This is a genomic window from Streptomyces beijiangensis (assembly GCF_017315755.1).
Taxonomy (GTDB): Bacteria; Actinomycetota; Actinomycetes; order Streptomycetales; family Streptomycetaceae; genus Streptomyces; species Streptomyces beijiangensis.
On the sequence record NZ_JAFLRJ010000092.1, the window covers coordinates 1 to 24,974 of the forward strand.

General features: G+C 71.9%; 23 protein-coding genes and 1 pseudogene. 12 read left to right on the forward strand and 12 right to left on the reverse strand.

What is annotated here, in order from left to right; genetic code table 11:
• Positions 1–479, forward strand: a pseudogene (locus tag J0695_RS10230) (DUF5107 domain-containing protein); the annotation flags it as partial.
• Between the two features lie 7 nt (positions 480–486).
• Here J0695_RS10230 and J0695_RS10235 read toward each other — a convergent pair.
• The 3 genes from J0695_RS10235 to J0695_RS10245 form a co-directional block, all read right to left on the reverse strand.
• Positions 487–1,077: a TIGR03086 family metal-binding protein gene (locus J0695_RS10235; protein ID WP_206961584.1), complete on the reverse strand. Its 591-nt coding sequence runs from the start codon at positions 1,075–1,077 to the stop codon at positions 487–489.
• Positions 1,074–1,430, reverse strand: coding sequence for a VOC family protein (locus J0695_RS10240; protein ID WP_206961585.1), 357 nt, complete (start codon positions 1,428–1,430; stop codon positions 1,074–1,076). Before J0695_RS10240 ends, J0695_RS10235 begins: the two co-directional genes overlap by 4 nt.
• A 71-nt stretch (positions 1,431–1,501) precedes the next feature.
• Positions 1,502–2,311: a methyltransferase domain-containing protein gene (locus tag J0695_RS10245; protein ID WP_206961586.1), complete on the reverse strand. Its 810-nt coding sequence runs from the start codon at positions 2,309–2,311 to the stop codon at positions 1,502–1,504.
• 82 nt (positions 2,312–2,393) lie between these two features.
• Between J0695_RS10245 and J0695_RS10250 the strand changes: the two genes are divergently transcribed.
• On the forward strand, positions 2,394–3,182 hold the full coding sequence (locus J0695_RS10250) for an MBL fold metallo-hydrolase (protein ID WP_242552465.1): 789 nt from the start codon (positions 2,394–2,396) through the stop codon (positions 3,180–3,182).
• Here the strand turns inward: J0695_RS10250 and J0695_RS10255 are convergent.
• Positions 3,141–4,253 carry an enolase C-terminal domain-like protein gene (locus J0695_RS10255; RefSeq protein WP_206961587.1) on the reverse strand — a complete coding sequence of 371 codons (1,113 nt, stop codon included), beginning with the start codon at positions 4,251–4,253 and terminating at the stop codon, positions 3,141–3,143. The genes J0695_RS10250 and J0695_RS10255 overlap by 42 nt on opposite strands.
• A gap of 150 nt (positions 4,254–4,403) precedes the next feature.
• Between J0695_RS10255 and J0695_RS10260 the strand changes: the two genes are divergently transcribed.
• From J0695_RS10260 to J0695_RS10270, 3 genes are read left to right on the forward strand one after another with little or no spacing between them, the layout of a single operon-like run.
• Positions 4,404–5,726: an NAD(P)/FAD-dependent oxidoreductase gene (locus J0695_RS10260; RefSeq protein ID WP_206961588.1), complete on the forward strand. Its 1,323-nt coding sequence runs from the start codon at positions 4,404–4,406 to the stop codon at positions 5,724–5,726.
• A gap of 1 nt (position 5,727) precedes the next feature.
• The gene (locus J0695_RS10265; RefSeq protein WP_206961589.1) at positions 5,728–7,581 is read left to right on the forward strand and encodes a transketolase; all 1,854 of its coding nucleotides are present in this window, start codon (positions 5,728–5,730) and stop codon (positions 7,579–7,581) included.
• Between the two features lies 1 nt (position 7,582).
• Positions 7,583–8,527: a cation diffusion facilitator family transporter gene (locus tag J0695_RS10270; RefSeq protein WP_307798537.1), complete on the forward strand. Its 945-nt coding sequence runs from the start codon at positions 7,583–7,585 to the stop codon at positions 8,525–8,527.
• On the opposite strand, the gene J0695_RS10275 is transcribed toward J0695_RS10270, so the two are convergent.
• From J0695_RS10275 to J0695_RS10285, 3 genes are all read right to left on the reverse strand, one after another.
• Entirely contained in the window at positions 8,499–9,971 is a 1,473-nt protein-coding gene (locus J0695_RS10275; protein WP_206961590.1) for a bifunctional phosphatase PAP2/diacylglycerol kinase family protein, read from the reverse strand. The two genes, J0695_RS10270 and J0695_RS10275, sit on opposite strands and share 29 nt — an antisense overlap.
• Before the next feature lie 71 nt (positions 9,972–10,042).
• Entirely contained in the window at positions 10,043–10,465 is a 423-nt protein-coding gene (locus J0695_RS10280; protein WP_206961591.1) for a CBS domain-containing protein, read from the reverse strand.
• Positions 10,466–10,550: 85 nt separating this feature from the next.
• Positions 10,551–12,347 (reverse strand): thiamine pyrophosphate-requiring protein, encoded by a 1,797-nt coding sequence (locus tag J0695_RS10285; protein WP_206961592.1) that lies wholly within the window; start codon positions 12,345–12,347, stop codon positions 10,551–10,553.
• A gap of 261 nt (positions 12,348–12,608) precedes the next feature.
• Between J0695_RS10285 and J0695_RS10290 the strand changes: the two genes are divergently transcribed.
• The gene (locus tag J0695_RS10290; protein WP_206961593.1) at positions 12,609–13,433 is read left to right on the forward strand and encodes an RNA polymerase sigma factor SigF; all 825 of its coding nucleotides are present in this window, start codon (positions 12,609–12,611) and stop codon (positions 13,431–13,433) included.
• Here J0695_RS10290 and J0695_RS10295 read toward each other — a convergent pair.
• Positions 13,417–14,559 carry a PAS domain-containing protein gene (locus tag J0695_RS10295; protein ID WP_206961594.1) on the reverse strand — a complete coding sequence of 381 codons (1,143 nt, stop codon included), beginning with the start codon at positions 14,557–14,559 and terminating at the stop codon, positions 13,417–13,419. The genes J0695_RS10290 and J0695_RS10295 overlap by 17 nt on opposite strands.
• Positions 14,560–14,638: 79 nt before the next feature.
• Here J0695_RS10295 and J0695_RS10300 point away from each other — a divergent pair, with 79 nt between their 5' ends.
• The 3 genes from J0695_RS10300 to J0695_RS10310 all read left to right on the forward strand — a co-directional run bounded on the left by J0695_RS10300 (position 14,639) and on the right by J0695_RS10310 (position 17,690).
• Entirely contained in the window at positions 14,639–15,337 is a 699-nt protein-coding gene (locus tag J0695_RS10300; protein WP_206961595.1) for an ANTAR domain-containing response regulator, read from the forward strand.
• A gap of 65 nt (positions 15,338–15,402) precedes the next feature.
• Positions 15,403–16,629 carry an aminotransferase class I/II-fold pyridoxal phosphate-dependent enzyme gene (locus tag J0695_RS10305; RefSeq protein WP_206961596.1) on the forward strand — a complete coding sequence of 409 codons (1,227 nt, stop codon included), beginning with the start codon at positions 15,403–15,405 and terminating at the stop codon, positions 16,627–16,629.
• Positions 16,630–16,661: 32 nt separating this feature from the next.
• Complete coding sequence (locus J0695_RS10310; RefSeq protein WP_206961597.1) at positions 16,662–17,690, forward strand: MBL fold metallo-hydrolase; 1,029 nt, start codon at positions 16,662–16,664, stop codon at positions 17,688–17,690.
• A 1-nt stretch (position 17,691) separates the two neighbouring features.
• Here the strand turns inward: J0695_RS10310 and J0695_RS10315 are convergent, their stop codons facing one another.
• Positions 17,692–18,312 carry a DedA family protein gene (locus J0695_RS10315; RefSeq protein ID WP_206961598.1) on the reverse strand — a complete coding sequence of 207 codons (621 nt, stop codon included), beginning with the start codon at positions 18,310–18,312 and terminating at the stop codon, positions 17,692–17,694.
• Complete coding sequence (locus J0695_RS10320; protein WP_206961599.1) at positions 18,309–19,082, reverse strand: MBL fold metallo-hydrolase; 774 nt, start codon at positions 19,080–19,082, stop codon at positions 18,309–18,311. Before J0695_RS10320 ends, J0695_RS10315 begins: the two co-directional genes overlap by 4 nt.
• 298 nt (positions 19,083–19,380) lie before the next feature.
• Between J0695_RS10320 and J0695_RS10325 the strand changes: the two genes are divergently transcribed.
• From J0695_RS10325 to J0695_RS10335, 3 genes are all read left to right on the forward strand, one after another.
• A complete protein-coding gene (locus J0695_RS10325; RefSeq protein WP_206961600.1) occupies positions 19,381–19,785 on the forward strand; it encodes a recombinase family protein in 405 nt (134 codons plus the stop codon).
• A gap of 92 nt (positions 19,786–19,877) precedes the next feature.
• Positions 19,878–21,947: a phage holin family protein gene (locus J0695_RS10330; RefSeq protein ID WP_206961601.1), complete on the forward strand. Its 2,070-nt coding sequence runs from the start codon at positions 19,878–19,880 to the stop codon at positions 21,945–21,947.
• 20 nt (positions 21,948–21,967) lie between these two features.
• Positions 21,968–23,314 (forward strand): amino acid permease, encoded by a 1,347-nt coding sequence (locus J0695_RS10335; protein WP_206961602.1) that lies wholly within the window; start codon positions 21,968–21,970, stop codon positions 23,312–23,314.
• Positions 23,315–23,321: 7 nt separating this feature from the next.
• Here the strand turns inward: J0695_RS10335 and J0695_RS10340 are convergent, their stop codons facing one another.
• Positions 23,322–24,278 (reverse strand): cation diffusion facilitator family transporter, encoded by a 957-nt coding sequence (locus tag J0695_RS10340; RefSeq protein ID WP_206961603.1) that lies wholly within the window; start codon positions 24,276–24,278, stop codon positions 23,322–23,324.
• A 170-nt stretch (positions 24,279–24,448) separates the two neighbouring features.
• Positions 24,449–24,974, reverse strand: a 526-nt coding sequence (locus J0695_RS10345) for a phospholipase domain-containing protein (protein ID WP_206961604.1), incomplete at its 5' end; no start/stop codon positions are given.

A 24,974-nucleotide genomic window follows, 5' to 3' on the forward strand; every position in this document is an offset into this window, starting at 1 on the left:
CCTCTTTCCGGGGGCGAGCCCCCAGACCCCCAGGTGCCCCGTCCCGCTGGCCATTGCTCCGCTGCCTGGCGGTCGCCGACCAGTGCGAGGGGAACCCGGGACGCGCCGCCGACCGCTACGCCGCGGCCTTCGACGACCTCTGCGAGGAGCGCCGCGAGGCAGCCGTCTGGACGGCGGTCACCGCGGCGCTCGGCCGCGAGGCGATCGAGGCACTCCTCGCCGTGAAGCGCCCCGCCGAGGCCCGTTCGGTCTTCGAACGCCTCAGGCAGCCCGTCAGGGAGCGAGGCCGTTTCCGCTTCGTTGAGGCCCAACTCCTCCTGGCCGAGGGGGACATCGACAGAGTGCGCGCGATCTTCGAAGAGGGCTTCGAGGTCGCGGACCTCCGGGAGGGGGCCGAGGTCCTGGGCGACATGTGGTCCAGAATCTCCGAGGAGCCACTGCCGCAGGCGTACGAATTCCGTATGCGTCCGGGGTCCTGACCAGGCGTCAGCTCCAGCCGGGGTCGCGTCCGAGCAGGCGCAGGATCCGGTCGAAGGGGGCCGCGTCCGGCGTGCTGTCGAGCCCGGGGGCGAAGGCGGCACCCGCCGCCTTGCGGGAGGTGTCGTCGGGGACCGCCTCGGCGATCGGGACGCCCGCCGCGAGGACTTCGGCGTCGAAGGTGATCGGCACGCCGAGTGAGGCAGCGACGTCCCAGCCGTGGACCACGTAGTCGATGAAGTGGAAACCGACCGCGATCCGGCCGGGCAGCGTGATGCCGTCGCGGATCTCGGGCAGCCAGAAGCCGCGTTCCAGGACGCCGGGTTCCGCGAAGGCGGTGAGTACGTCGGCGGCAGACGCGGCGAATCCGGCGGCCGGGTCCTCGTCCACCGGACGGTCGGCGAAGACCGAGGCGTCGGAGCGCTCGCCCCTGGCCACCGCCGCGAAACCGTGGTTCTGGCCGGTCATATGGGCGAGCAGCTGCGACAGGTTCCACTCCCCGCAGGGGGTGGGGAGCGCGAGTTGGCCGGGGCGGACCGCGGCGACGACCCCCGTGGTGGTCTCCATGACGCGGCGGTGGAGCGTGATGAGGTCGCTCATGCGGTGGGCGCCTTCCTGTCGACGTACTCGAAGACCGATCCGTCCGGGTGCACCGCGATCAGATTGCGGCCCACCGGCGTCGGGACCGGGCCCGCGAGGATACGTGCGCCGACGCCGGTGAGGGTGGCGTGGGCTTCGTCGACGTCCTTGACCGCGATCGTCGCCGCCACCTTGCGGAGGATCTCCAGCTCCGATTCGGGGCCGCTCATCAGGAGGAAGCAGCTGACTGCGGCGACCGAGACGCCGCCGCGTTCGAAGCGCAGGGCGCGGGCGCCGGTGAGGCGCTCGTAGAAGGACACCGAAGTCTCTAGGTCGTCGACGCAGATGCGCAGCGTGGTGCCAAGAATCTCCATGCGGACAAGGGTAGTTGGCGGGTCCGGTCCGCGTGATCGAAACCGGGCGGACCGGGGCCCCGCCGGGGGTGTCAGACGCGGCAGAGGATCTCGCCGTGCGGGACCATGAACCACGCGTCGTCGTCGGCCGCCCAGGTGCGCCAGGCGGCGGCGATCTCGTCGAGCCGGCCCGTGGTCGTGTGACCGCCGTCGACCGCCAGCTGTGCGTAGACCGACGCGGTCGTACGGTCCGCCCACAGGCCGCCCCACCACGCCCGCTCGTCGGGGGTGGCGAACACCCAGGTCGCCGCGGTCGCCCTGATGTCCTCCAGGCCGGCCGCCCGTGCCCACGACAGCAGCCTGCGCCCGGCGTCGGGCTCGCCGCCGTTGGCGCGGGCGACCATGCGGTACAGCTCCAGCCAGGCGTCCAGCACCGGGGACCCGGGGAACCAGGTGAAGGCGCCGTAGTCCGAGTCGCGTACCGCGATGATGCCGCCCGGCTTGGTCACCCTGCGCATCTCGCGCAGCGCCTGCACCGGATCGCCCACGTGCTGCAGCACCTGATGCGCGTGGACCACACAGAAGGTGTCGTCCGGATAGTCCAGCGCGTGGATGTCCGCAACGGCGAAGTCCGTGTTGTCCAGGCCGCGTTCGGCGGCCAGCGCCTGCGCCTGCCCGACGATCCCGGCCGCGATGTCCACGCCGGTGACATGGCCCTGGGGGACCAGCTCGGCCAGGTCGGCGGTGATGGTGCCGGGGCCGCAGCCGATGTCCAGGATCTTCATATGGGGCTTCAGCTCGCCGAGCAGGTACGCCGCCGAGTTGGCCGCGGTGCGCCAGGTGTGCGAGCGCAGCACGGACTCGTGGTGGCCGTGCGTGTATACGGCGGTCTCCTTCGACATGACCGGATTCCTTTCGGTGAACTCCCGTTGCGATGTGGTCACTTTACGACCGTCGGCCAGAATATGAGATCCCCATCTCGCAATGCGGACAATGCGTTCCGGGGGCCGAGCTGCGGGAACAAGATCCGTCGGCGGTGGCGTACGCCTGCTCACCGACCCCACCTTCGACGCCCCCGGTGACTATCCGATGGGCGACCGCAGGCTCGTGAAGACGGCGGGCCCCGCGCTCACCGCGGACGAGACCGGAGCGGTCGGCGCCGTACTGCTCTCGCACGACCAGCACCCCGACAACCTCGACCGGGCGGGCCGCGCGTACCTCGGCCGGGTCCCCCTGGCGCTTTCCACGGCGGCGGCGCGCGAGCGTCTGGGGCCTTCGGTCACGGCGCTGCCCAACGGGGAGACGTACGAGATCGGCGCGGTGCGCGTCACCGGCGTCCGCGCCCAGCACGGGCCGGACGGCACCGACCATCTCACCGGCTTCGTGCTGCGGGGTGAAGGGCTGCCCACCGTGTACGTCAGCGGGGACAACGCCTCGCTCGACGTGGTCCGTGAGGTCGCCGGGCGCTTCGGCCCGGTCGACGTCGCTGTCCTCTTCGCCGGGGGCGCGCGGACCCCGCTGCTGGGCGACGCCTATCTCACCCTGCCCAGCGCGGCGGCCGCCGAGGCCGCTCGGATCCTGGGCGCACGCCATGTCGTACCGCTGCATTTCGGGCACTGGGGGCACTTCAGCCAGGGCCCGGACACCGTCGTCGACGCGTTCGCCGAGGCCGGTCTGAGCGAGAGGCTGCATCTGCCGGCGGCGGGGGAGACGATCACCTTCCAGGTGTCCTCAGGCGATGCGGTAGGGCTCGACGGCATCGTGGCGCAGTGACAGACCGTTCCCCGGTGAGTCTCCGGGTGTCACCGTGCCGCCCGTCGGATCCAGCACGCCGTCGAAGAACATCGACTCGACCCTGGCGTGGTCGTGGAACCACTCCAGATGGCGGAGGTTGGGGACGGCCGCGGCCCCGTGCACATGCGCGTGCGGGGCGCCGGTCGCCGAGACCTCCAGACCGTGCGCCTGGGCGACCACGGCCACGCGCAGGAACTCCGTGAGTCCGCCGCAGCGCGTCGCGTCGATCTGCAGGCAGTCGACCGCCCCGCCGCTCACCAGCCGGGCGAACTGCGGAAGACCGTAGACGTGCGCACCCGCCGCCACATCGCAGGTCACGGCGTCGCGCACCAGCCGCAGGCCCGCCAGGTCGTCGGGGTCGACCGGCTGCTCGAACCAGCCGACGCCCTGTGCGGCGAGCTCCCGTCCCACCCGCACGGCCTGCTTGCGGTGGTAGCCGCCGCTCGCGTCGACGTACAGCTCGGCGTGTCTGCCGACGACGTCACGCGCCAGACGCACCCGCTCCAGATCGCGCGGGACCGACCGGCCCCTGAACTCCCCGATCTTGATCTTGACGCGGGGGATGGACTGGCCGTGCACCCAGCCGTTGAGCTGGGAGGCGAGATGGGAGTCGTGGTACGTGGTGAATCCGCCACTGCCGTAGACCGGCACGGAGGTCCTGGCCGCGCCGAGGAGCCGTACCAGCGGCAGACCGAGAACACGCGCCTTGAGGTCCCACAGTGCCAGGTCCACCGCGGAGATCGCGCAGGAGGCGATGCCGGCCCGCCCGACGGGACGCACCGCGCAGCACATCGCCTCGTGCAGCGCGGCGATGTCCAGGACGTCCGAGCCCAGCACCGCGGGCGCCAGCTGCTCCTCGGCGAGCGCTCCGGCGGACAGCGGCGCGTACGTCCAGCCGATGCCGTACGTCGTCCCCGACCGCGCCTCGACGACCACCACTTTTGTGGTGTCCCAGGTGGAGGTCCCGTCCGCCTCGGGGGCGTCGGTGGGGACGGTGTACGCGGATACCGTGAGCTGTTCCAGGGGAATTTGGGGATGCTGAGGCTTCATGGCTCGATCGCCAGACGCTAGAAGATGCTGAGGTCCGGGTTACCGCGCCCGCACGTCCGGAAACCCGCCCGGCACGGTGTTTGGCGAGCGTTGCCCCGGGCACGCGGCAAGTCCGACCGTACGACCCCAAACCGTCACCCGGAGTCGAACGTGAACCGACCGCGCGTCGTTGTCGTAGGAGCCGGATTCGCCGGCTTCGAAACCGCCCGCACTCTCTCCAGGCTCGTCCGGGACAAGGCCGAGATCGTCCTGCTCAATCCGACCGACTACTTCCTCTACCTGCCGCTGCTGCCGCAGGTCGCCGCCGGAATCCTGGAGCCGCGCCGGGTCACCGTCTCGCTGCCCGGCAGCCTGCCGAAGGTCCGGCTGGTCCTGGGCGAGGCCGACGGCGTCGACCTGGAAGCCCGCCAGGTGCGCTACACAGGGCCCGAGGGCGACACCGGCACCTTGGAGTACGACCGCCTCGTCCTCGCCGTCGGCAGCGTCAACAAACTGCTGCCGGTCCCCGGGGTCGCCGAGCACGCCCACGGCTTCCGCGGGCTCCCCGAGGCGCTCTACCTCCGCGACCACATCACCCGCCAGATCGAGCTGGCCGCCGGGTGCGAGGACCCGCGCGAGTACGACGCGCGCCGCACCTTCGTGGTCGTGGGCGCCGGGTACACCGGCACCGAAGTCGTCGCGCAGGGAAAGCTGTTCACCGATGCGCTGGTACGCAAACAGCCCGGCAGGCAGGGCCGGAAGGAGCCGCGCTGGCTGCTCCTGGACATCGCGGACCGGCTGCTGCCCGAGCTCGACCGGCGCCTCTCGACGACCGCCGACCGGGTACTGCGCCGGCGCGGCGTGGACGTGCGCACCGGCACGTCCGTCAAGGAGGCCACCCCGGACGGGGTCCTCCTGGACGACGGCGAGTTCATCGAAACGCGGACCCTGGTCTGGTGCGTGGGCGTACGCCCCGATCCGCTCGTCTCGGACGTCGGTCTGCCCGTCGAGCGCGGACGGCTCCTCGTCGATCCGCAGCTGAACGTCCCCGGCCACCCCGAGATCTTCGCCTGCGGGGACGCGGCCGCCGTCCCCGACCTGACCAGGCCCGGGGAGTTCACGCCGATGACCGCGCAGCACGCGGGCCGCCAGGGAAAGGTGGCCGGCCGCAATGTCGCCGCGTCCCTCGGATTCGGCGCGCGCCATACGTACAAACACAACGACCTGGGCTTCGTGGTGGACCTCGGCGGGGTGCAGGCCGCCGCCAACCCGCTGGGCGTGCCGCTCTCCGGACCGCTCGCCGGCGCGTTGACGCGCGGCTACCACCTCGCCGCCATGCCGGGTAACCGGGTGCGTGTCGCGGCCGACTGGATGCTGGAGGCGGTACTGCCGCGCCAGGCCGTCCAGTTGGGCCTGGTGCGCTCCTGGTCGGTGCCGCTGGACAGCGAGGCGCCCGAGCAGGCACGGGTTCCCGGAGCCCCGGAAAAGGACTGAGATGAGCATCAAGGACCAGACCGAGCACATCGAAATCGCCGAGCTGGGGCAGCAGTTGCGCGTCGACGCCGTACGGGCGGCGGACGCGGCCGGATCCGGCCACCCCACCTCCTCCATGTCGGCGGCCGACCTCGCCGCCGTCCTCCTCACCCACCACCTCAGCTATGACTTCGACCGTCCTGACCACCCGGGCAACGACCGCTTCGTCCTCTCCAAGGGGCACGCGTCGCCGCTGCTGTACGCCATGTACCGGGCGGCCGGCGCCATCGACGACGACGAACTGCTCACCTTCCGCCGCAGTGGCAGCCGCCTCGAAGGCCACCCGACACCACGCATCCCCTGGGTGGACGTGGCGACGGGCTCCCTCGGCCAGGGGCTTCCCGTCGGCGTAGGGATGGCGCTCGCGGGCAAACGCCTCGACCGGATCCCGTACCGCGTCTGGGTGTTGAGCGGCGACAGCGAGATGGCGGAGGGCTCCGTCTGGGAGGCCGTCGAGCACGCGGCGTACGAGAACCTCGACAACCTCACCCTGATCATCGACGTCAACCGGCTCGGCCAGCGCGGCCCCACCCGCCACCAGCGCGATCTGGCGGCGTACGGCCGCAGGCTGCGCGGCTTCGGCTGGCACACCGTCGAGATCGACGGCCATGACGTCGGGGCGATCGACGCGGCGTACACGGAGGCCCGCGCCACCCAGGGCCGGCCGACCGCGATCATCGCGGGCACCCGCAAGGGCCGCGGTGTCGCCGCCGTCGAGGACCGCGAGGGCATGCACGGCAAACCGCTGCCGGACGCGGAAGCGGCCGTCGCCGAGCTGGGCGGTCTGCGGTTCGCCCGGGTCGACGTGACGAAGCCGGCGGAGACACGCGCGCCCCACAAGGACCGCAGCGGCCATCTCGCGCTGCCCCGCTACGAGGTGGGGGAGAGCGTCGCCACGCGCGATGCCTACGGGCAGGCTCTCACCGCGCTCGGGACGGCGTACGGCGATGTCGTCGCGCTGGACGGCGAGGTCGGCGACTCGACGCGCACGGAGCTCTTCGCGAAGGAGCACCCGGACCGCTACTTCGAGTGCTACATCGCCGAACAGCAGCTGGTCGCGGCCGCCGTCGGTCTCCAGGCGCGCGGCTACACGCCCTTCGCCTGCACCTTCGCCGCCTTCCTGACCAGGGCGTACGACTTCGTCCGCATGGCGGCGATCAGCGGCGCCGACCTGAACCTGGTGGGCTCGCACTCGGGCGTCGCCATCGGCCAGGACGGCCCGTCCCAGATGGGCCTGGAGGACCTGGCGATGTTCCGCTCGGTGCACGGATCCACGGTCCTCTGCCCCTGTGACGCACCGCAGACGGCCGCGCTGGTGGCCGGAATGGCCGGGGCGCGGGGCATCCGCTATCTCCGTACGAGCCGGGGCGGCACCCCGGTGATCTACGCCCCCGACGAGGAGTTCCCGATCGGCGGCAGCAAGGTGCTGCGCTCGGGGAACGACGACGTGGCGACCCTGATCGGCGCGGGCGACACCGTCCACGAGTGTCTGCGCGCCGCCGGAATCCTGGCCGCGGAGGGCATCGAGGTGCGGGTGATCGACCTCTACTCGGTCAAGCCCGTGGACGCGGAGACCCTGCGGGAGGCGGCGCACGAGACCGGCTGTCTGGTCACCGTGGAGGACCACCGTCCGGAGGGCGGCGTCGGTGACGCGGTCGCTGAGGCCTTCGCGGACGGCCGCCCCGCACCGCGCCTGGTCCGTCTCGCCGTACGGAACATGCCGGGATCGGCGACCCCCGATGAGCAGCTCGCCGCGGCGGGAATCGACGCCGGAACCGTCGCCGCGGCCGTCCGGCTGCTGAGCACTGAGAGTTGATGTGAGCGAAACCACGACCGACCGCAAAACGCGCATCACCGTACTGATCGCACTCGCCGCGAATCTCGTCATCGCCGTCGCCAAGGCGGTCGGCGGAGTGTTCGCCGGATCACCCGCGCTGCTCTCCGAGGCGGCCCACTCGGTCGCCGACAGCGTCAACGAGGTCTTCCTGCTGGCCGCCCTGCGCCGCAGCCGCAAGCCCGCGGACCGCAAGCACCCCTTCGGCTACGGGAAGGAGCGCTTCTTCTGGTCGCTGCTCGCCGCCGTCGGCATCTTCGTCATGGGCGGCTGCTTCTCGGTCCTGCAGGGCGTCGAGGCGCTGCGCGGCGGCAACCACGAGGAATCCAGCGGCGGTTACATAGCGGGCCTGGCCGTCCTGTTCGTCGCCCTGCTCGCCGAGGGCGTCTCGCTCTCCCGCGCCCTCCTCCAGGTGCGCGGGCAGGAGGGCGGGGTGGGCAAGGACCCGGCGCTGCGCACCGTCATCGCCGAGGACGCCACGGCGGTGCTCGGGGTGCTCGTCGCCATGGCCGGCATGGCCCTGCACATGGTGACGGGGCAGATCGTCTGGGAGGCCTCGGCGTCACTCGCCATCGGGGTGCTGCTGGTGTACGTCGCCTACCGGCTCGGCAAGGACGCCCGCGACCAGCTCATCGGCGAGGCGGCCGACCCCGAACTGCGCGCCCGCATCGAGGAGTTGCTCAGGGAGCAGCCCGAGATCGACGAGGTGGCCTCGCTGCTCACGATGCGGCTCGGGATGGACTCCACGCTCGTGGCCGCCCGTATCGACCTGGTGCCCGGACTCGACAGCGAGCACCTGGAGCAGGTCTCGATGCGGATCCGGAGCTCCATACAGAACACCTGGCCGGAGGCCGACCAGGTGTTCCTCGACATCACGGACGCGCCGACTGCCGCTACGGCTACAGTGGAAGCGGCCGGTACACCGTGAGCGCCTCGATGTCCTTGTCGATGGTCAGCTCGGAGGGAGCGTCGGCGACTTCGCCGTCGTACGCCAGCGAGGTGCCCGGCGCAAGACCCGCGATCCGCACCCGGCGCAGCCGTTCGGCCGCGTGGACGGGCGAGCGGGAGAGCGGTCCCGCGAGTGCGGCGGCCAGCAGCCGCAGGCCGGGCAGCCGGCCGCCGCGCACCACCCGCACATCGAGCAGACCGTCGGCCAGGTCGAACCGGCGTCCGGGCGTCGGCCCCATCCGCTGATACATGCAGTTGCCCGCGAAGAGCATCCACAGCGCGACGCGCTTGCCGCGCAGTTCGGCCTCCAGCGGTCGCTCGTCGACGAGCGTCTTCACCGCGGCGAGGACACCGGCGGGCCAGCCCCCGATCCGCGGCGACCAGTGCTCGCGCACCCGCACCATCTCGGGGTAGACGCCCAGGCTGAAGGTATTGAGGAAGTAGCCGTGCCCGCTGCCGTCGGGTCCGGGGGAGAAGCGCCCCAGGTCCACCTTGACCGCGTCGCCCGACGCCAGTGCCCGGCAGGTGTCGTGGACGTCCTCGATCCCGATGTCGTACGCGAAGTGGTTGAGCGTGCCACCGGGGAACACCGCGAGGGGCTTGCCCTCCCGGGCGGCGACCACCGCGGCCCGGTTGACCGTTCCGTCGCCGCCGCAGATGCCGAGCGCCCGGCCGCGCTTGGCGGCCTTCTCCAGGGCCGCGGTCACGTCCTCCGGCGCGCACTCCACGATCTCGGCGGCCGGCAGCGCGTCCCGTACGAGCGCGGCCTTCGCCGTCGCCGACCCCGACGCCCTGTTGACGACGACCACCAGGTCCTGGCCGGCGGGCAGCTTCGGGGCTTCGGTGTGCGGGCGGCCCGGTGCGGGCAGCTGGTCACGGGTCGGTACGAGTCCTCGTACGGCGAAGGCGGCACCCACCCCCAGCGCCGCACCGATCAGCACATCGCTCGGGTAGTGCACCCCCGTGTAGATCCGGGACGCGGCCACCGAGACCGCGACCGGGGCGACCACGGCGCCCCAGCCCCTGGACTCCAGCGCGACACCGGTCGCGAAGGCCGCTGCCGAAGCGGCGTGGCCGGAGGGGAAGGAGGTGGTGCCCGGCTGGCGCTTGAGCTGCCGCATCACAGGGACGGCGTCCAGTATCGGCCGGGATCTGCGGACCGCGCCCTTGGCGACGGTGTTGGTCACGGCGGAGGCCACCGCCAGTGAGGCGATCCCCCGCACGGCGGCCCGGCGGGCGCGGGTGGAGCCGCCGAAAGCGGCGATGCCGGCCGCGGCCCCGAGCCAGAGCACCCCGTGGTTGGCGCCCCTGCTGAGCCCGGGCAGTACGCGCTCGGCGCCCGGCCAGTGCCGGCGCGCCGCGAAATGGAAGAGCGAGCGGTCCTGCCTGCTGAGCCAGGCCGCCGCCGAGACGTTGGTGGACATGGTCGTCAGCCTCTCCCGCGGCGGCCGAGGTATGCCGTCGGCGTGGCCGTGAGAGGTTTCCCACGCATCCCTCACGCCTGGTCGGGCGCCGCCCTGCTGATCGCGCCGAGCGCGGACTCGGGGTCCCGGTCACGTGCGATATCGCCCAGGCTCACCACGCCCAGCGGCCGGCCGTCCTCCACGACCGGCAGCCGCCGCACCGCGTGTTTGCGCATCAGCGTGATCGCGGTCTCCACCTCGTCGTCGGGGCCGACGCAGACCAGCACGGTGGTGCACACCGACTGGGCGCTGACGGTCAGCGGATCCACGCCGTCCGCCACCGCGCGCAGCGTGATGTCCCGGTCGGTGAGCACCCCGATCAGCCGGTCGTCCAGGGCGACCAGCACACCGCCGATGTCCTGCGCGCGCATCAGCTGAGCCGCTTCGACGAGTGAGGCGTCGGGCCGTACGGCGGCGACACCCGCCGTCATGACATCCCTCACCAACGTTGCCATCGCTTCCGCCTCACCTCTGGACCGATGTGACCTTGCCGAAGTACCCGTTCAGCGGCAGGTCATGCCGGATGCGCCCGGGAAGCGTTCACCGCTGGCCACGGTCCCCCGGCAGGAACTCCTGGACCTTCGCCTTGAATCCCTGCCTGACCATCGCCACCCGGTCCGCGTCGCCCTTGAGCACCGCTTTCGCGGTCGACTCCATCTGCTGCCAGGTGGCGTGCGGAGGAATCGGCGGTACGGCGGGATCGGTGACGAACTCGACGACCACGGGCCGGTCCGCGCCGAGCGCCGCCTGCCAGGCCGCCTCCACCGCCTCCGGCTTCTCGACCCGGATGCCCTCCAGGCCGACCGATTCGGCGATCGCCGCGTACGACACGTCGGGCAGCGACTGCGAGGCGAGGAAGGAGGGTGCGCCGCCCATCGCGCGCATCTCCCAGGTGACCTGGTTGAGGTCCCGGTTGTTCCAGACGCCGATCACCAGCCGCGGATCCTCCCACCGCTGGTAGTACTTGGCAGCGGTGATCAGCTCCGCCATGCCGTTCATCTGCATCGCACCGTCCCCCACCAGCGCGATCGCCGGACGGTCCGGGTGCGCGAACTTCGCGCCGATGGCGTACGGGACACCGCAGCCCATCGTGGCGAGCGTCCCCGACAGCGAGCCGTTCATCCCCGGCCGCAGCCGGATGTGCCGGGCATACCAGTTGGCGACCGAACCCGAGTCGGAGGTGACGATCGCCCGGTCGGGCAGCAGCGGGGACAGCGTCCTGGCGACGTACTCGGGGTTGATGGGATCCGCCGAGAGACCGGCACGGCGCTCCATGACGTCCTCCCAGCGGTTCACGGAGGCGGAGATCTCGTCCTGCCAGTCGCGCGCCTCGTTGCGCCGCAGCAGCGGGAGCAGCCCGCGCAGGGTGGCACGGGCGTCGCCGACCAGGTTCACCTCGTACGGATAGCGCATCCCGATCATGTGCGGGTCGATGTCGATCTGGACGGCCCGCGCCTTGCCGTACTCCGGCAGGAACTGCGAGTAGGGGAAGCTGGAGCCGATGGTGAGCAGGGTGTCGCAGTCGCGCATCATCTCGTACGAGGGCCGGGTGCCGAGGAGCCCGATCGAGCCGGTGACATACGGGAGTTCGTCCCCGAGCGCGTCCTTGCCGAGCAGCGCCTTCGCCACCCCGGCGCCCAGCAGCTCGGCCACCTCCTGGACCTCGGCGCGCGCACCCGCGGCGCCCTGACCGACCAGGATCGCCACCTTGTCACCGGAGTTGAGCACCTCGGCGGCCCGCTCCAGCGCGTCCGGCGACGGCATCGCCGTCCAGCTGGTGCGGTCGATGCTGGAGGGCACCATCTTGAAGTCGTGCGTGGGCGCGGAGTACGCCAGCTCCTGGACGTCGGCGGGGACGATGATCGCGGTCGGGCACCGGCGCGCGTACGCGGTACGGATCGCCCGGTCGATGACGTTCGGCAGCTGCTCGGGCACGGTCACCGTCTCCAGGAACTCCGAGGCGACGTCCTTGAAGAGCGAGTGCAGATCGACTTCCTGCTGATACGAGCCGCCCATCGCCGAGCGGTGCGTCTGCCCCACGATCGCGAGCACCGGGACATGGTCCAGCTTGGCGTCGTACAGGCCGTTGAGCAGATGGATCGCGCCAGGACCCGAGGTCGCGGCGCACACCCCGAGCCGGTTGCCGAACTTGGCGTACCCGACCGCCTGGAAGGCCGACATCTCCTCGTGGCGCGACTGGATGAAGCGCGGCTGGTCGTCCGCGCGCCCCCAGGCCGCAAGCAGCCCGTTGATCCCGTCGCCCGGGTAGCCGAAGACGCACTCCACGCCCCATTCGCGCAGTCGCGCAAGGATCACATCGGCGACATCGGTGCTCATGAACGGACCTCCAGAGGAGCGGGGTTGCGTACCGGGTCCGGCAGCGCCGGTTCGGGTACCTGGCTTCGAGCAGCCAAAACCCCGCAGCGGACGGGCACTTGCGTTTGCCCCGCATGGACCGGGGCAGGCGGACATCGTGCTTCGGACCGGAGGCACGTCCGTGGGAGCGGTATGCCGACGCTCCGGGCGTGTCCTGGCGTTGCCGGAACTCCCTCCCGCGGTGAATCCACCCGTCCGCACTGTGCAGGGAGCTGGAATCCAATGCGTACGCACGCCGCCTCCAAGAGGCATTCGCACCACGACGCACCCGACACCGCCGCCCGCTTCCGCCGGCTGGCAGGGATGGCCGAGGGGCCCGAGCGCGATGCGCTGCGCCAGGAACTGGTCAACGCCTGGCTGCCGATGGCAGACCGGCTGGCCGGACGTTTCCGCAACCGGGGCGAGGCCCTGGAGGACCTCCGCCAGGTGGCCGCGCTCGGCCTGGTGAAGGCGGTCAGCCGTTACGACCCCGCGCACGGCACCGCGTTCGAGAGCTTCGCCGTCCCCACCATCACCGGTGAGATCAAGCGGCACTTCCGCGACCACATGTGGACCCTCCATGTGCCGCGCCGGGTCCAGGATCTGCGCAACCGGGTCCGTACGGCACGCCAGGAGCTCGCCCAGACCTCGATCAGCCGCTCCCCGACGATCGCCGAGATCGCCGAACGGGCGGGCATGACCGAGGAGGAGGCCAAGGCAGGACTCGAAGCCCTCGACAGCTTCAGCGCGCTCTCCCTCGACGCCGAACTTCCCGGCGCCGGCGACGGATACTCGCTGCAGGACTCGCTCGGCGGCCCCGACGCCGCACTCGACGTGGTCATCGACCGTGAGGCGGTGCGGCCCGCACTGCGCCGCCTGCCGGAGCGGGAGAAGAAGATCCTCTACATGCGGTTCTTCCGCGACATGACGCAGAGCAGCATCGCCGAGGACCTCGGGATATCGCAGATGCACGTCTCCCGGCTGATCACGCGGTGCTGCACCCGGCTGCGGGATCAGGCGATGCTGGACCAGCGCGATCGGGTACGTCCGCTCAAGGACGCCGCATAGCCAGTGCCGCATGACGTGACATCACGTCCATGGCCTGTCCCTCGGCCATGGAGAAGGCCGGCCGGGCGCCCGTACGGAAAAGAGTGAGGACCCCCTGTACGGGGCCGCTCGGCAGGGTCAGCGGCACACACAGCAGCGAGGTCACATCGGCCCGCACCAGCACGGCCGAGCCCGCCCCGTCGCGTCCGAAGCCCTCGGTGTCCTCGGGGCGCACCTGGAGGCTCGCCGAGCCGCCGCGGTGGGCCTCCGAGACCAGCGGACAGCTCTCCGGGTCCTGCGCGAGCAACGCCTCGCGCAGGACCGCGGCCTCGGTCCCCTCAGGACCGCGGACGGCCGTGCGCCGCAGCGGCCCGGTGCCGTCGGCGACCACCCAGTCGGCGAACCGCCCGTGCAGGACGCGCGACGCGGCCTCCAGAACTCCGTCGCGGTCACCGGCATCCGTGCTCAGCATCGCGGTCGACATCGTGTCGAGAAGGTCCATCAGCTCCGCGTGCCGGGTCGTCTCCGTGAGATCGGGCAGCGGCGGCCGCCGTCCGCGGCCCGCCGGGGCGGCTCCGAGGGCGCCGCGCGGGAGTCCGGGCTGGAAGACGACCAGTACCGCCGGCTGTGGTTCGTCCGGCGGACGCAGCGCGCTCAGCGTCGCCAGCAGCGGTTCGTCCGGCCGCTGTTGCAGATGCACGGTCAGACTCCGGTCGCCCTCGCCGCGCGCAACGGCGGCGGCCTGCGAGCGGAAGGCCGCCCGGTCGCCCGGTGTCAGCAGCCCGGCCAGCGGGCGGCCCGTCGCGTATCCGGCGCGCACATCGGTGAGCCCCGTCGCGGCGAAGTTCATCCGTCGTACGACCGTCTCGCGGTCGACCAGCACCACCGGCAGCGGTGTCCGCTGGAACAGCGCCTTCAACAGCCGCGTCTCCTGCCGGTCGGCGTTCGCCACGCCGCCCGGCGCCGCGGTCGCGATCTGCTCGTACCGGGGCCACAAGTTCTCGGCCACGTGCTGCAGTTCGAAGAGCGCGGCGTCAAGCACCGTCTGCTGCTCCTGCGCGGGCAAGGCCCGCGCGGATCTCAGCTCTCCGACCCGTCTGACGAAGTCCGCCAAGTCTCCGCCGAATTCATCCATCATCTGCGCCATGGGGAGAAAGTTAGCTGGTAAGGCTGTTTTGCGGGACAGGCCGGGGGAAGCCGAAGGGCAGGGAAGGAGGGCTGCCCCCATGCTGCCCGATACCGAGTACCAAGGATCCGAAGCGGCCTCCACCGTACGGAAACTGACTGAGCTCGCCGAACAGTCGGTACGGTGCACCACGGCCTGCTGCGGAGCCGTCGTGACCGTCGCCGACGGTACGGCGGAGCGCCGGGCCGCGGCCACTCACCCGGACCTTGCCGCGCTCGCATCCGTCCAGCTGGCATCCGGCGAAGGACCCATCGCGGATGCGCTGTCCACCGGTGAGCCGGTGGACACGGAAGACCTGCTGAACGAGGACCGCTGGCCCGAATACCGGGCCGTGGCCCTGGAGTCCGGCGTACGGTCCACCGTGACTCTCCCCTTCGGCCGCGCGGGCATCGGGGTCACCCTCAGCCTCTACAGTTTCCGCGCCGGCGCCCTGGAGGCCGCGGTCCTGGCCCCCGCCACCGCACTCGGCGAACAGGCCGTCGCGAGCCTGGTCCGCGAGCGCCGCTACCGCGCGGCCCTCGCCGAGGTCGACCAGCTGGAGAGCGCCCTGCGCTCCCGCCCCGTCATCGACCAGGCCAGCGGCATCGTGATGCATGTGCTCGGCTGTGATGCGGCCGAGGCGTTCCAGCTGCTGCGCCGGATCTCGCAGGGCTCCAACCGCAGGCTCGCGGAGGTCGCCGAAGCGGTCGCCGCCTCGAAGGGGCACGGCCTGGAGAAGGAGCTGACCCGGTTCGCCTGATCCCCCGAATGTGCATATAAAGGGCTCTGGGGTACGCAGTGCAGGCGAGCACCGGAGGCAGAGGCATGCAGCGGACGGCGAGATCGGCCCACGAGAGCCGCGGCCCTGTCCGGTACGGTCCCCCCGCACCCGAGCCGGGCCTGCCCGTACTTCCCGAACTCGCCGCAGTCCTCGCCGCCGCGGCCTCCCGCACGGATCCCGAGCCGCCCGGTGGCTCCGAAGCGATCCGCGAGGCCGCCGCCGGCTACTGGGCAGGCCGCGGGCTGCACTGCGACCCGCAGGACGTCGTGTCCGCCCCCGGCGCGGGCTCGCTCCTGTTCGCCCTGCTCGCCGCCGACGGCGGGGACATCCTGCTGCCCCGCCCGTGCCCCGCCTGGTGGACCCCGCAGGCCCGTCTCCTGGGCCGCCCCGCCTACCACGTGCCGACCCCGGCCGAGTGCGGCGGCGTACCGGATCCGTACGCCCTCCTGGAGACCGTGCGCAGGGTACGCGCCGAGGGCGGCGACCCGCGTCTGCTGCTGCTCTCCGTCGTCGACGACCCCACCGCGACCGTAGCCCCGCCCGAGCTCGTCCATGAGGCCTGCGAGGCGGCCGTCGCCGAGGGCCTGCACATCATCAGCGACGAGACCTGGCGCGACACCCTGCACCGCCCGCACGACACCGTGCTGCTCAGCCCCGCCGAGATGTGCCCGGACGACGTCACGGTCGTCATGGACCTCGCCGGGGCGCTCACCCCCACCGCCTGGCCCGTGGCCGTCGCCCGCTTCCCCCGCACCGCCGACGGAGCCGCCCGCAGGGCCCGTACCCTCGACGTCCTCACCGCGGTCGGCGCCCGGGTCGCGGGCCCGGTCGCGGACGCCGCGGCTTACGCCCTGGGCGAGCCCGAGCCTGTCGTCGCGCGCACCCGCAGGGCCGCCGCCCTGAACGGCGCGGTGGCCGCGGCGGCCCACCGCGCCGTCCTCGCCTCGGGCGCGCTCGCCCGCCCGCCCCAGGCGGGCCGCCACTTCTACGCGGACCTCTCCCCGCTCGCCAAAGGCCTAGCGGAGCGCGGCATCACCGACGCCATGGAACTGGAGGACCACCTCTCCGGCCGGATCGGCGCCCCGGCCCCAGGCGGACACCGCTTCGGCGACGATCTGGCCGCGCTGCGCGTCCGGTTCGCGACAGGACCGCTCCTCGGGTCAACCCAGGAGCAGCGTCTGGAGTCCCTCACCGCAGTGGAGCCACTGGAATTGCCCCATGTGATCGAAGCGTTGAGCATTTTCGGATCGGCCCTCGACGAACTGCGATGACCTCCGCACCGCCACCGAATGGAGCCCCCTCGATGACGGAACAGACCGAGCGGACACTCGCCGGGCCCCAGCCGGCGACGCGGCCGCTCACCGGGACGCGCCCCCTCGGCGAGGTCCGACGCTGGCCCAAGTCCTTCACCGACCGCCTCACCGCCCCCCTTCCGGGTGTACGCGCCATGGCCCGTCTCGCCCGCGAGGGCGCGATGCGGCCGGGCCCCGAGGGGCTGCGCGACATCCCGCAGCTGCCGTACGCCCCAGGGCCGCTGCCCGCCGTGGACACCACGACCGTCGCCGTCACCTGGGCGGGCCACGCCAGCTGGGTGGTGCGCATCGGCGGGCTCACCGTCCTCACCGACCCCGTCTGGTCGCGGAAAATCCTCGGCACCCCGGCCAGGGTCACCCCCGTCGGCGTCCGCTGGGAGGACCTGCCGCACATCGACGCGGTGGTCATCAGCCACAACCACTACGACCATCTCGACGCCCCCACCCTCAGGCGCCTCCCGCGCGACACCCCGCTCTTCGTCCCCGCGGGACTTGGCCGCTGGTGCAGGCGCCGCGGCTTCACCCTGGTCACCGAGCTGGACTGGTGGGAGGCCGCCGAGATCCAGGCCCCCGACAGCACGATCGTGCGCTTCGACTTCGTCCCCGCCCACCACTGGTCCAAGCGCACCCTCACCGACACCTGCCGCTCCCTGTGGGGCGGCTGGGTCCTCACCGACCAGCAGGGCAGGCGCGTCCACTTCGCGGGCGACACCGGGTACGGCGGCTGGTTCAAGGAGATCGGCAGCCGGTACCCCGGCATCGACCTGGCGCTGCTCCCGATCGGTGCGTACGACCCGCGCTGGTGGCTCGGGCCCGTCCACATGGACCCCGAAGAGGCGGTCGAGGCCTGTCAGGACCTGGACGCGCGCCGGATGGCGCCCATGCACTGGGGCACGTTCCTGCTCTCCGCCGAGCCGGTCATGGAGCCGCTGACCCGGGTCCGCAAGGCGTGGGAGAAGGCGGAGCGGCCGCGCGAGGACCTGTGGGACCTCCCCGTCGGCGCCTCGAAACTGATCTGAGCTAGCCCGCCGCCCTGCGGAGCTTGCGCCAGAGGGCGGGCGCTCCGCTCACCGCGAGTGTCAGCGCGACCGCCACCACGACGCCCTTCCACGGCTCGTCGAAGAGGGAGCCGCCGAGGATCCCGATCAGCTGGTACGCGGCCGCCCAGGCCAGGCACGCCGGGATGTCGCCGCGCGCGAAGGTGCGCAGCGGCATCTTCCCCAGCAGGCACGCCAGCATCACCGGGATGCGGCCCGCCGGGACCAGCCGGGAGAGCACCAGGACCGACCCTTTGTGGTCGCCCAGCTTGTTCTGCGCCTGCTCCAGACGCTCCTGAGGCACCCGCCTGCGCAGCGCCTCCAGCCAGCGCGAACCGTTCTTGGAGCGGACCCCGCGCTGCCCCAGCCAGTACAGCCCGATGTCCCCGAGGAACGCGGCGAAAGCTGCCACCCCGAAGACGACGAGCAGCGAGAAGGGGTCCGTCTGGTGGAAGGCCACCACGGCCGCCGAACTCACCAGCGCTCCCGTGGGAACCACAGGTACCAGGGATCCCAGGACCACCAGGAGGAAGAGCGACGGATAGCCGACGGCCTGCTGGGTGTCCTCGGTCGGCACGGCCCGCGCGAGCTCCGCGAGGATCATCCGGGGTACACCTCCGGCCTGACCCGTTCGCCGTGGGCCGGCCGGTGCACCGTCACCGCGGCCGCCAGCAGACCCGCCTGTCGTACGAACTCCTCGCCCGGCGCGTGGAACTCGTGCGGCCGCACCCCGTCCATCCCGATCGGCCAGTACGTGCCGTAGTGCACCGGCACCGCCGAGCGCGGCGCGAGCCGCACCAGGGCCTCGGCGGCCCGGTGCGCGTCCAGATGGCTGTGTCCGAGGAAGGGGCCCCAGCCGCCGACCGGGAGCAGCGCCACGTCCACCTCGCCCACCGCGTCCGCCATCGCGTCGAAGAGACCGGTGTCCCCGGCGAAGTACGTCCTGGCCCCGCCCTCGATCACGTAACCCAGGGCGGGCGAGCGGTGCGGCCCTGCGGGCAGCCTGCGCCCGTCGTGGTGCGCGGGCACCGCGCGCACCAGCAGTCCGCCGACCCGCACCTCGTCGCCCGCAGTCACCTCGGTGATGTCTAGCCCCAGCCGCCGCAGCCCCGGCACCGTCCGTACCGCGCCGTGCGGCACGACCAGCCGGGTGCCCGGCGCGACCCTGGCCAGTGACGGCAGATGCAGATGGTCCGCGTGCAGATGAGAGACGAGGACGGCATCCGCGACGGCGGCCTCCGGCGGCGGCACCGCACCGCGGCGGCGGCGCAGATGGGCCAGCCTGCGGACGAAGAGCGGATCGGTCAGCACCCTGACCCCGGAGTCCTCGACGGTGCAGGTGGCATGTCCCCACCAGGTCACCTCGACCGCCACGTGCCGCCTCCTCGCTGTCGCCTCTCGCCCCGACCCTATGCGCCACGACCTGTGAACAACGGGTCGTTCCGGTCGGGCCCGGCACCGGCATGCGCCCGGCAGGTGCTGGGTAGCCGTCCGGCAAAAGGTTGGGAGGCGGGACCGATGGCCATGCACTCGGCGCAGTGTCCGCGCTGCGGAGGAGTTCTGGCGGTCACCCAGGACGGCTGGAAGATCTGCCACTCCTGTGGGTACTCGGCGCCTCCGTGAGGGGGGAGTAGGGTCGGCCGGACCGATCGAGCTCCGGGGGCCGATGACCATGGGTGACGTACGAGTGGCGGCGATCGCCAGCCTGACTCCTCTGGAGGAGCTCGACCTCGACCCGTTCCTCGTGGACACCCGCAGCCAGCACGCGATGTGCGCGCGTTGGGCCGCCGAGAACGGTTACGCCGTCACCCGGCAGCTGCTCATGTACGGCCTGCGCCCCGATCACAGCGCCCTGTGGGCGGATGTCGACGCGGGCGACATCGACATCTTCGTCGCCCCCAACGACCGCGTCCTGCAGCGGGCGCTGACCTCGGTGAGCGCCTTCACGGAGGAGTGCGGGCGCCGCGGCGTACGGCTGGAGACGGCCGGCCTCGACGAGCCCGAGTACAACACCCGGATGAAGGCCAGCATCCACCGCCGTCTCTCCATGCCGACGGCGGGTTACGACGGCTGCTGAGCCCCCTGTACTGCGCCTTCCCGGGGGATAACCCCCGGACCCCCAGCCGAGGCGTCCTGGTGCGGCCTCCTTTCAATGAGACGCTGAGCAGCGTGGAGCAGAGGAGATGGCGCAGGGCGGGCAGTGCGGTTCTGCGGGTGATCGTGGTGTGGGCGGTGTCCACCCTGACCATGCTCGCCCTCGCCGGGATCCTGCCCGACTTCCAGCTGGAGTCCGACGACGGCGACAGCCTCACCAGGGTCGCCATGACCGCGGGCTGGGGCGCCGGGGCCTTCGGGCTGCTGACCGCGCTGGTGTGGCCGCTGGTCGTACGAGCCCTGCTGCTCGTCCCCGCCCTCGTCCTCGGTCTGCTCGTCTTCTTCCTCAACGGCTCGCTGCTGCTGCTCGCGCTGAGCCTGATCCCCGACGGGCGAGGCGAGGCGAACGCGGAGACCGCGGTCGTGGTCGCCGCCGTGATGTCCGCCGTCGCCTCGGCCACTGGCGCGGCCCTCGCCGTCCGCGACGACGACGCCTACCGGCGCAGGCTCTCGCGCCTGGCGGACCGGCGGCGCAGGAGAAGCGGCGAGGACGGCGGCCACAGCGGCGGACCCGGCACGGTCTTCCTCCAGCTCGACGGCGTGGGCCACGCGGTGCTGCTGCGGGCGGTGGAGGAGGGGCTGATGCCGACGGTCGCGTCCTGGATCGGCGCCACCCACCGGCTGGACGCCTGGCGTACCGACTGGTCCAGCCAGACCGGCGCCAGTCAGCTCGGCATCCTGCACGGCTCCAACCACGATGTGCCCGCATTCCGCTGGTACGAGAAGGACACCGGCGAGCTCATGGTCTCCAACCGGCCCGCGAGCGCGGCCGAGTTGCAGCGCCGCGCCATCGAACGGACCGGGGACGGCGGGCTGCTGACCCTGGACGGCGCGAGCCGCGGGAACCTCTTCAGTGGCGGCGCCGACCAGCTCGCCCTGGTGCTCTCCAAGGCGGCGCGCCGCGACCGGCACAACCGCTCGCGGGCGGGCTACTTCGCGTACTTCGCCGACCCTGCGAACGCCGTCCGCACCGCCATGTCCTTCGTCGCCGAAGTCGGCCGCGAGATCGGCCAGTCGACCCGCTCGCGGCTCCGCAAGGACAGCCCCCGGATCAAGCGCGGCGGCCTCTACCCCCTCATCAGGGCGTTCGCGACCGTCGTGGAGCGGGACGTCGTCGTCACGGCGGTGATAGGGGACATGTTCGCCGGTCGCACCGCCGTCTACGCCGACCTGGTGGCCTACGACGAGGTCGCGCACCACAGCGGCCCGTACGGCGGGGACGCCGAAAAGGTCCTCCAGCGCCTCGACCGCTCCCTGGCGCTGCTCGCCACGGTCGCCGAGCACACCCCGCGCAGATACCGGATCGTGCTGCTCTCGGACCACGGGCAGAGCCCCGGCGAGACCTTCCAGGGCGCGTACGGCCTCACGCTCAAGGACCTCGTCAGGGCGGGCAGCGGGCTGCCGGTGCCCCGCAGGGCGCAGCGCACCAGGAGCGGGGCCGAGGCGCGGGACGCGGTGCGCGTCGTCCTGCACCGGCCGGTCCTGGAGGGGGAGGAGACACGGCCCGGCCCGGAATCCGACCCGGTCGTCCTCGCCTCCGGCAACCTCGGCCTGATCTCCTTCCCCGACGTGCCGGAGCGGATGACCCGCGAACAGCTGGACCGCCGCCATCCGGCGCTGCTGTCCACCCTCGCCAACCATCCGGGCATCGGCTTCCTTCTCGTACGGAGCGAACAGCACGGCTCCGTCGTCCTGGCGGCGGGCGGCGCAGAGGTCCCGGTGGCCGAACTGGCCGACCACACAGGCCCGTTGAAACACTTCGGGACGGGAGCGGCCGACGCGGTGCGCCGCACGGACTCCTTCCCGCACGTCGCCGATGTCATGGTCAACTCGATGTACGACCCGCTCACCGGCGAGGTGCACGCCTTCGAGGAGCAGATCGGCTCGCACGGCGGCCTGGGCGGCGACCAGTCGCACCCCTTCCTGCTCTCTCCGCTCGACCTGTCAGCGCCGGGCGAGCAGACCGGTGCGGAGGACATCCACCGCACGCTGCGCCGCTGGCTGCGCGAGTGCGAGGGCCCGCAGGTGCCCCTGGATCCACCACATCAGGTGACGGAACGCGCCGTACCAGATAAAACCGCCTGAAGTGGTGCAGCGTTTCCCGCATGACAGCACCAGAGGCGCCAGCGGCACCGGACGGACAGAGCAGGCACGCCCGGACGTTCGGACTGCCCGTCGCCAGCGCCCTCGTCCTCGGCAACATCATCGGCGGCGGGATCTTCCTGCTCCCCGCATCGGTCGCCCCCTACGGCACGATCGCGCTGGTCGCCTTCGGGATCCTGACGTTCGGCGCGATCGCGCTCGCCCTGGTCTTCGGGCGGCTGGCCGAGAAGCACCCCGAGACCGGCGGACCCTACGTCTACGCCCGTGAGGCCTTCGGTGACTTCGCGGGTTTCCTGGCAGCCTGGTCGTACTGGATCACCACGTGGGTCTCGAACGCGGCTCTCGCCGTGGCGGCCGTCGGCTATCTGGACGTCCTGATCCCGGTGAACGACCACAAGTGGACCGCCTGCCTGGCGGCCCTGGTGATCCAGTGGCTGCCCGCGCTCGCGAACTTCGCGGGCACCCGCTATGTGGGCGGGGTCCAACTCGTCTCCACCGTACTGAAGTTCGCCCCGCTCCTGCTCGTCGCGGTCGGCGGCCTCTTCTTCTTCGACCCGGCGAACCTGGGCCCCTTCCAGGCCAGTGACTCCTCCGCGATCGGCGCGGTCTCCGCCTCGGCCGCGATCCTGCTCTTCAGCTATCTGGGCGTGGAGTCGGCGGCCGTCAGCGCCGGCGAGGTCCGCGACCCGCGCCGCAACGTCGGCCGCGCGACGATCATCGGGACGCTGGGCGCGGCCGTGATCTACCTGCTCGGCACGCTCTCGGTCTTCGGTACGGTCGCCCACGACACCCTGGTGACCTCCACGGCGCCCTTCTCCGACTCCGTCAACGCGATGTTCGGCGGCTCCTGGGGTGGCACGGCGGTGGCGTACGCCGCGCTGATCTCGATGGTCGGCGCCCTCAACGGCTGGACGCTGCTGAGCGCCCAGACGCCGTACGCGGCGGCCAAGGACGGCCTGTTCCCGAAGGTCTTCGCACACAAGCGGCGCGGCGTCCCGACGGTCGGCGTCCTCGTGACGGTGGTCCTCGCCTCCTCGCTGACCGTCTACAACTACGCGGCGGGCTCCTCGGGCGTCTTCGAGATCCTCGTCCTGGTCACCACTTTCATGGCGACCGTCCCCTACCTCCTGGCGACGGCCGCCCAGATCTTCTTCCTGGCCTCGGGCCAGACCCAGCGGGTCAACCGCGCCAGGCTGACCCGCGACGCGGTCCTCGCGGTCCTCGCCTTCGCCTTCTCGATGTGGCTGGTCGCGGGCTCCGGCTACCAGGCGGTCTACCAGGGAGTGCTGTTCCTGTTCGCGGGCGTGCTGGTGTACGCGTGGATGGCGGCGCGCAAGCTGCGCGCCTGACATCGCGTCAGTGGTCGTGCGGTGCGTCCCGGTGGACGGGGCCGTGCGGGTCGCCGCAGTGGGCGAGGGCCGGTTCGGTGGTGTGGTCGACCTGGAGCGTGGTGTGGTCGATCCGGTAGTCGTGGCTGAGGACCTTCTCCAGGTCACGGCGTACGGCGTGGCAGTCGCCGCCCGGGTCGACCAGGATGTGCGCGGAGAGTGCGGGCTGCCCCGAGGTGATCGCCCAGACGTGGAGGTCGTGCACCTCGGCGACGGCCGGGTTGCCCACCAGCCGGTCGCCGATCGCGTCCGGGTCGAGGTCGGTGGGTGAGGCCTCCAGGAAGATCCGCCCGGAGTCGCGGACCAGTCCGTAACCCGCCCTGACCATCAGGACGACGACGGCGAGGGTGGCGATGGCGTCCGCGCGGGCGAATCCGGTGAGTACGACGACGAGTCCGGCCACGGCGGTGCCGATGAAGGCGAACAGGTCGTTGAGGATGTGCTGGTACGCGCCCTCGACATTGAGCGAGGTGCGGTTCGCCTTCGAGAGGCACCAGGCCGCGGCGATGTTGACGACGATCCCGGCGAGCGCGGTGACCAGCACGAGGCCGCCCGCCACCCTGGGCGGGTCGATGATCCGGCTCACGGCCTCGTAACCCAGCCAGGCGGCAAGGAGGAGCAGGGTCAGGCCGTTGGCCTGCGCGGAGAGGATCTCGGCACGTTTGAGGCCGTACGTGAAGCCGCCGCGCGCCGGGCGGGCGGCCAGCCGCATGGCGATCAGGGCCAGCACGATCGAGGCGGCGTCGGTGAGCATGTGCGCCGCGTCGGAGATCAGCGCGAGGGAGCCGGCGACGATGCCGACGACCACCTCGACGGCCATGAATCCGGTGATGAGCGCGAGCGCGGAGGCCAGCCAGCGCCGGTCCGCGTCGGCGGCCACCCCGTGGGAGTGGCCGCCGTGTTCGTGGTTGTGCTCCTCGGCCATGGCGCTGCTCCCCGTCGGTCGTCTGCTCCGGCACACTCCGGCAACCGAAGTGAAGCGCACCGGGCGACGATCGGCAAAGGCTGCACTGGTGACCGTTGTCAACACCAGTAACAAGGCCCTGACCTGCGAGGTCTTGAAACAGTCAGTCGGCCGTGGTCGGTCGGCTGCGGTCAGCCGGTGATGATCGCCGGGTCGCTGACGCCCGGCCGGCCGTTCTCGACATGGCCGGCGAGGCGGCGCAGGAAGCCGGCGTCCTTGTCGGAGACGACGGTCAGGTCGTACCAGCGCTGTGTGCGGGCCAGGTCCACCGTGCGGACGACCTTGCCGCCCGCGGGCACCTTGACGGTCTGCGACGCCCCGCCGTAGGCATTGGTGATCTTGAGGTTGACGGCGGCGGTCCCCGCGTTCGTCAGGGTCAGCTCGACGCTGCAGGCGGTGGCGGAGTGGCGTGCGGTCACCTCGGGGCCCGCGGTGGAGCCGGGACCCTTGAAGGTGCGCAGGAAGCCGTTCGGGCCATGAGCGGTCAGGTCGTAGCTGCCCTTGGAATAGGCCGCGTTCCAGGTGTCGGAGATCTTCTTCCCGGCCTCGGTGGTGTACGTCCACGGGCCGTCCGTGCGGTTGGCCGAGGTGACGTAGAAGTGCGCACCCGCGGAGTCCCCGCCGCTGAAGGTGAGCGCGAAACGGCCGGTGGCGGGG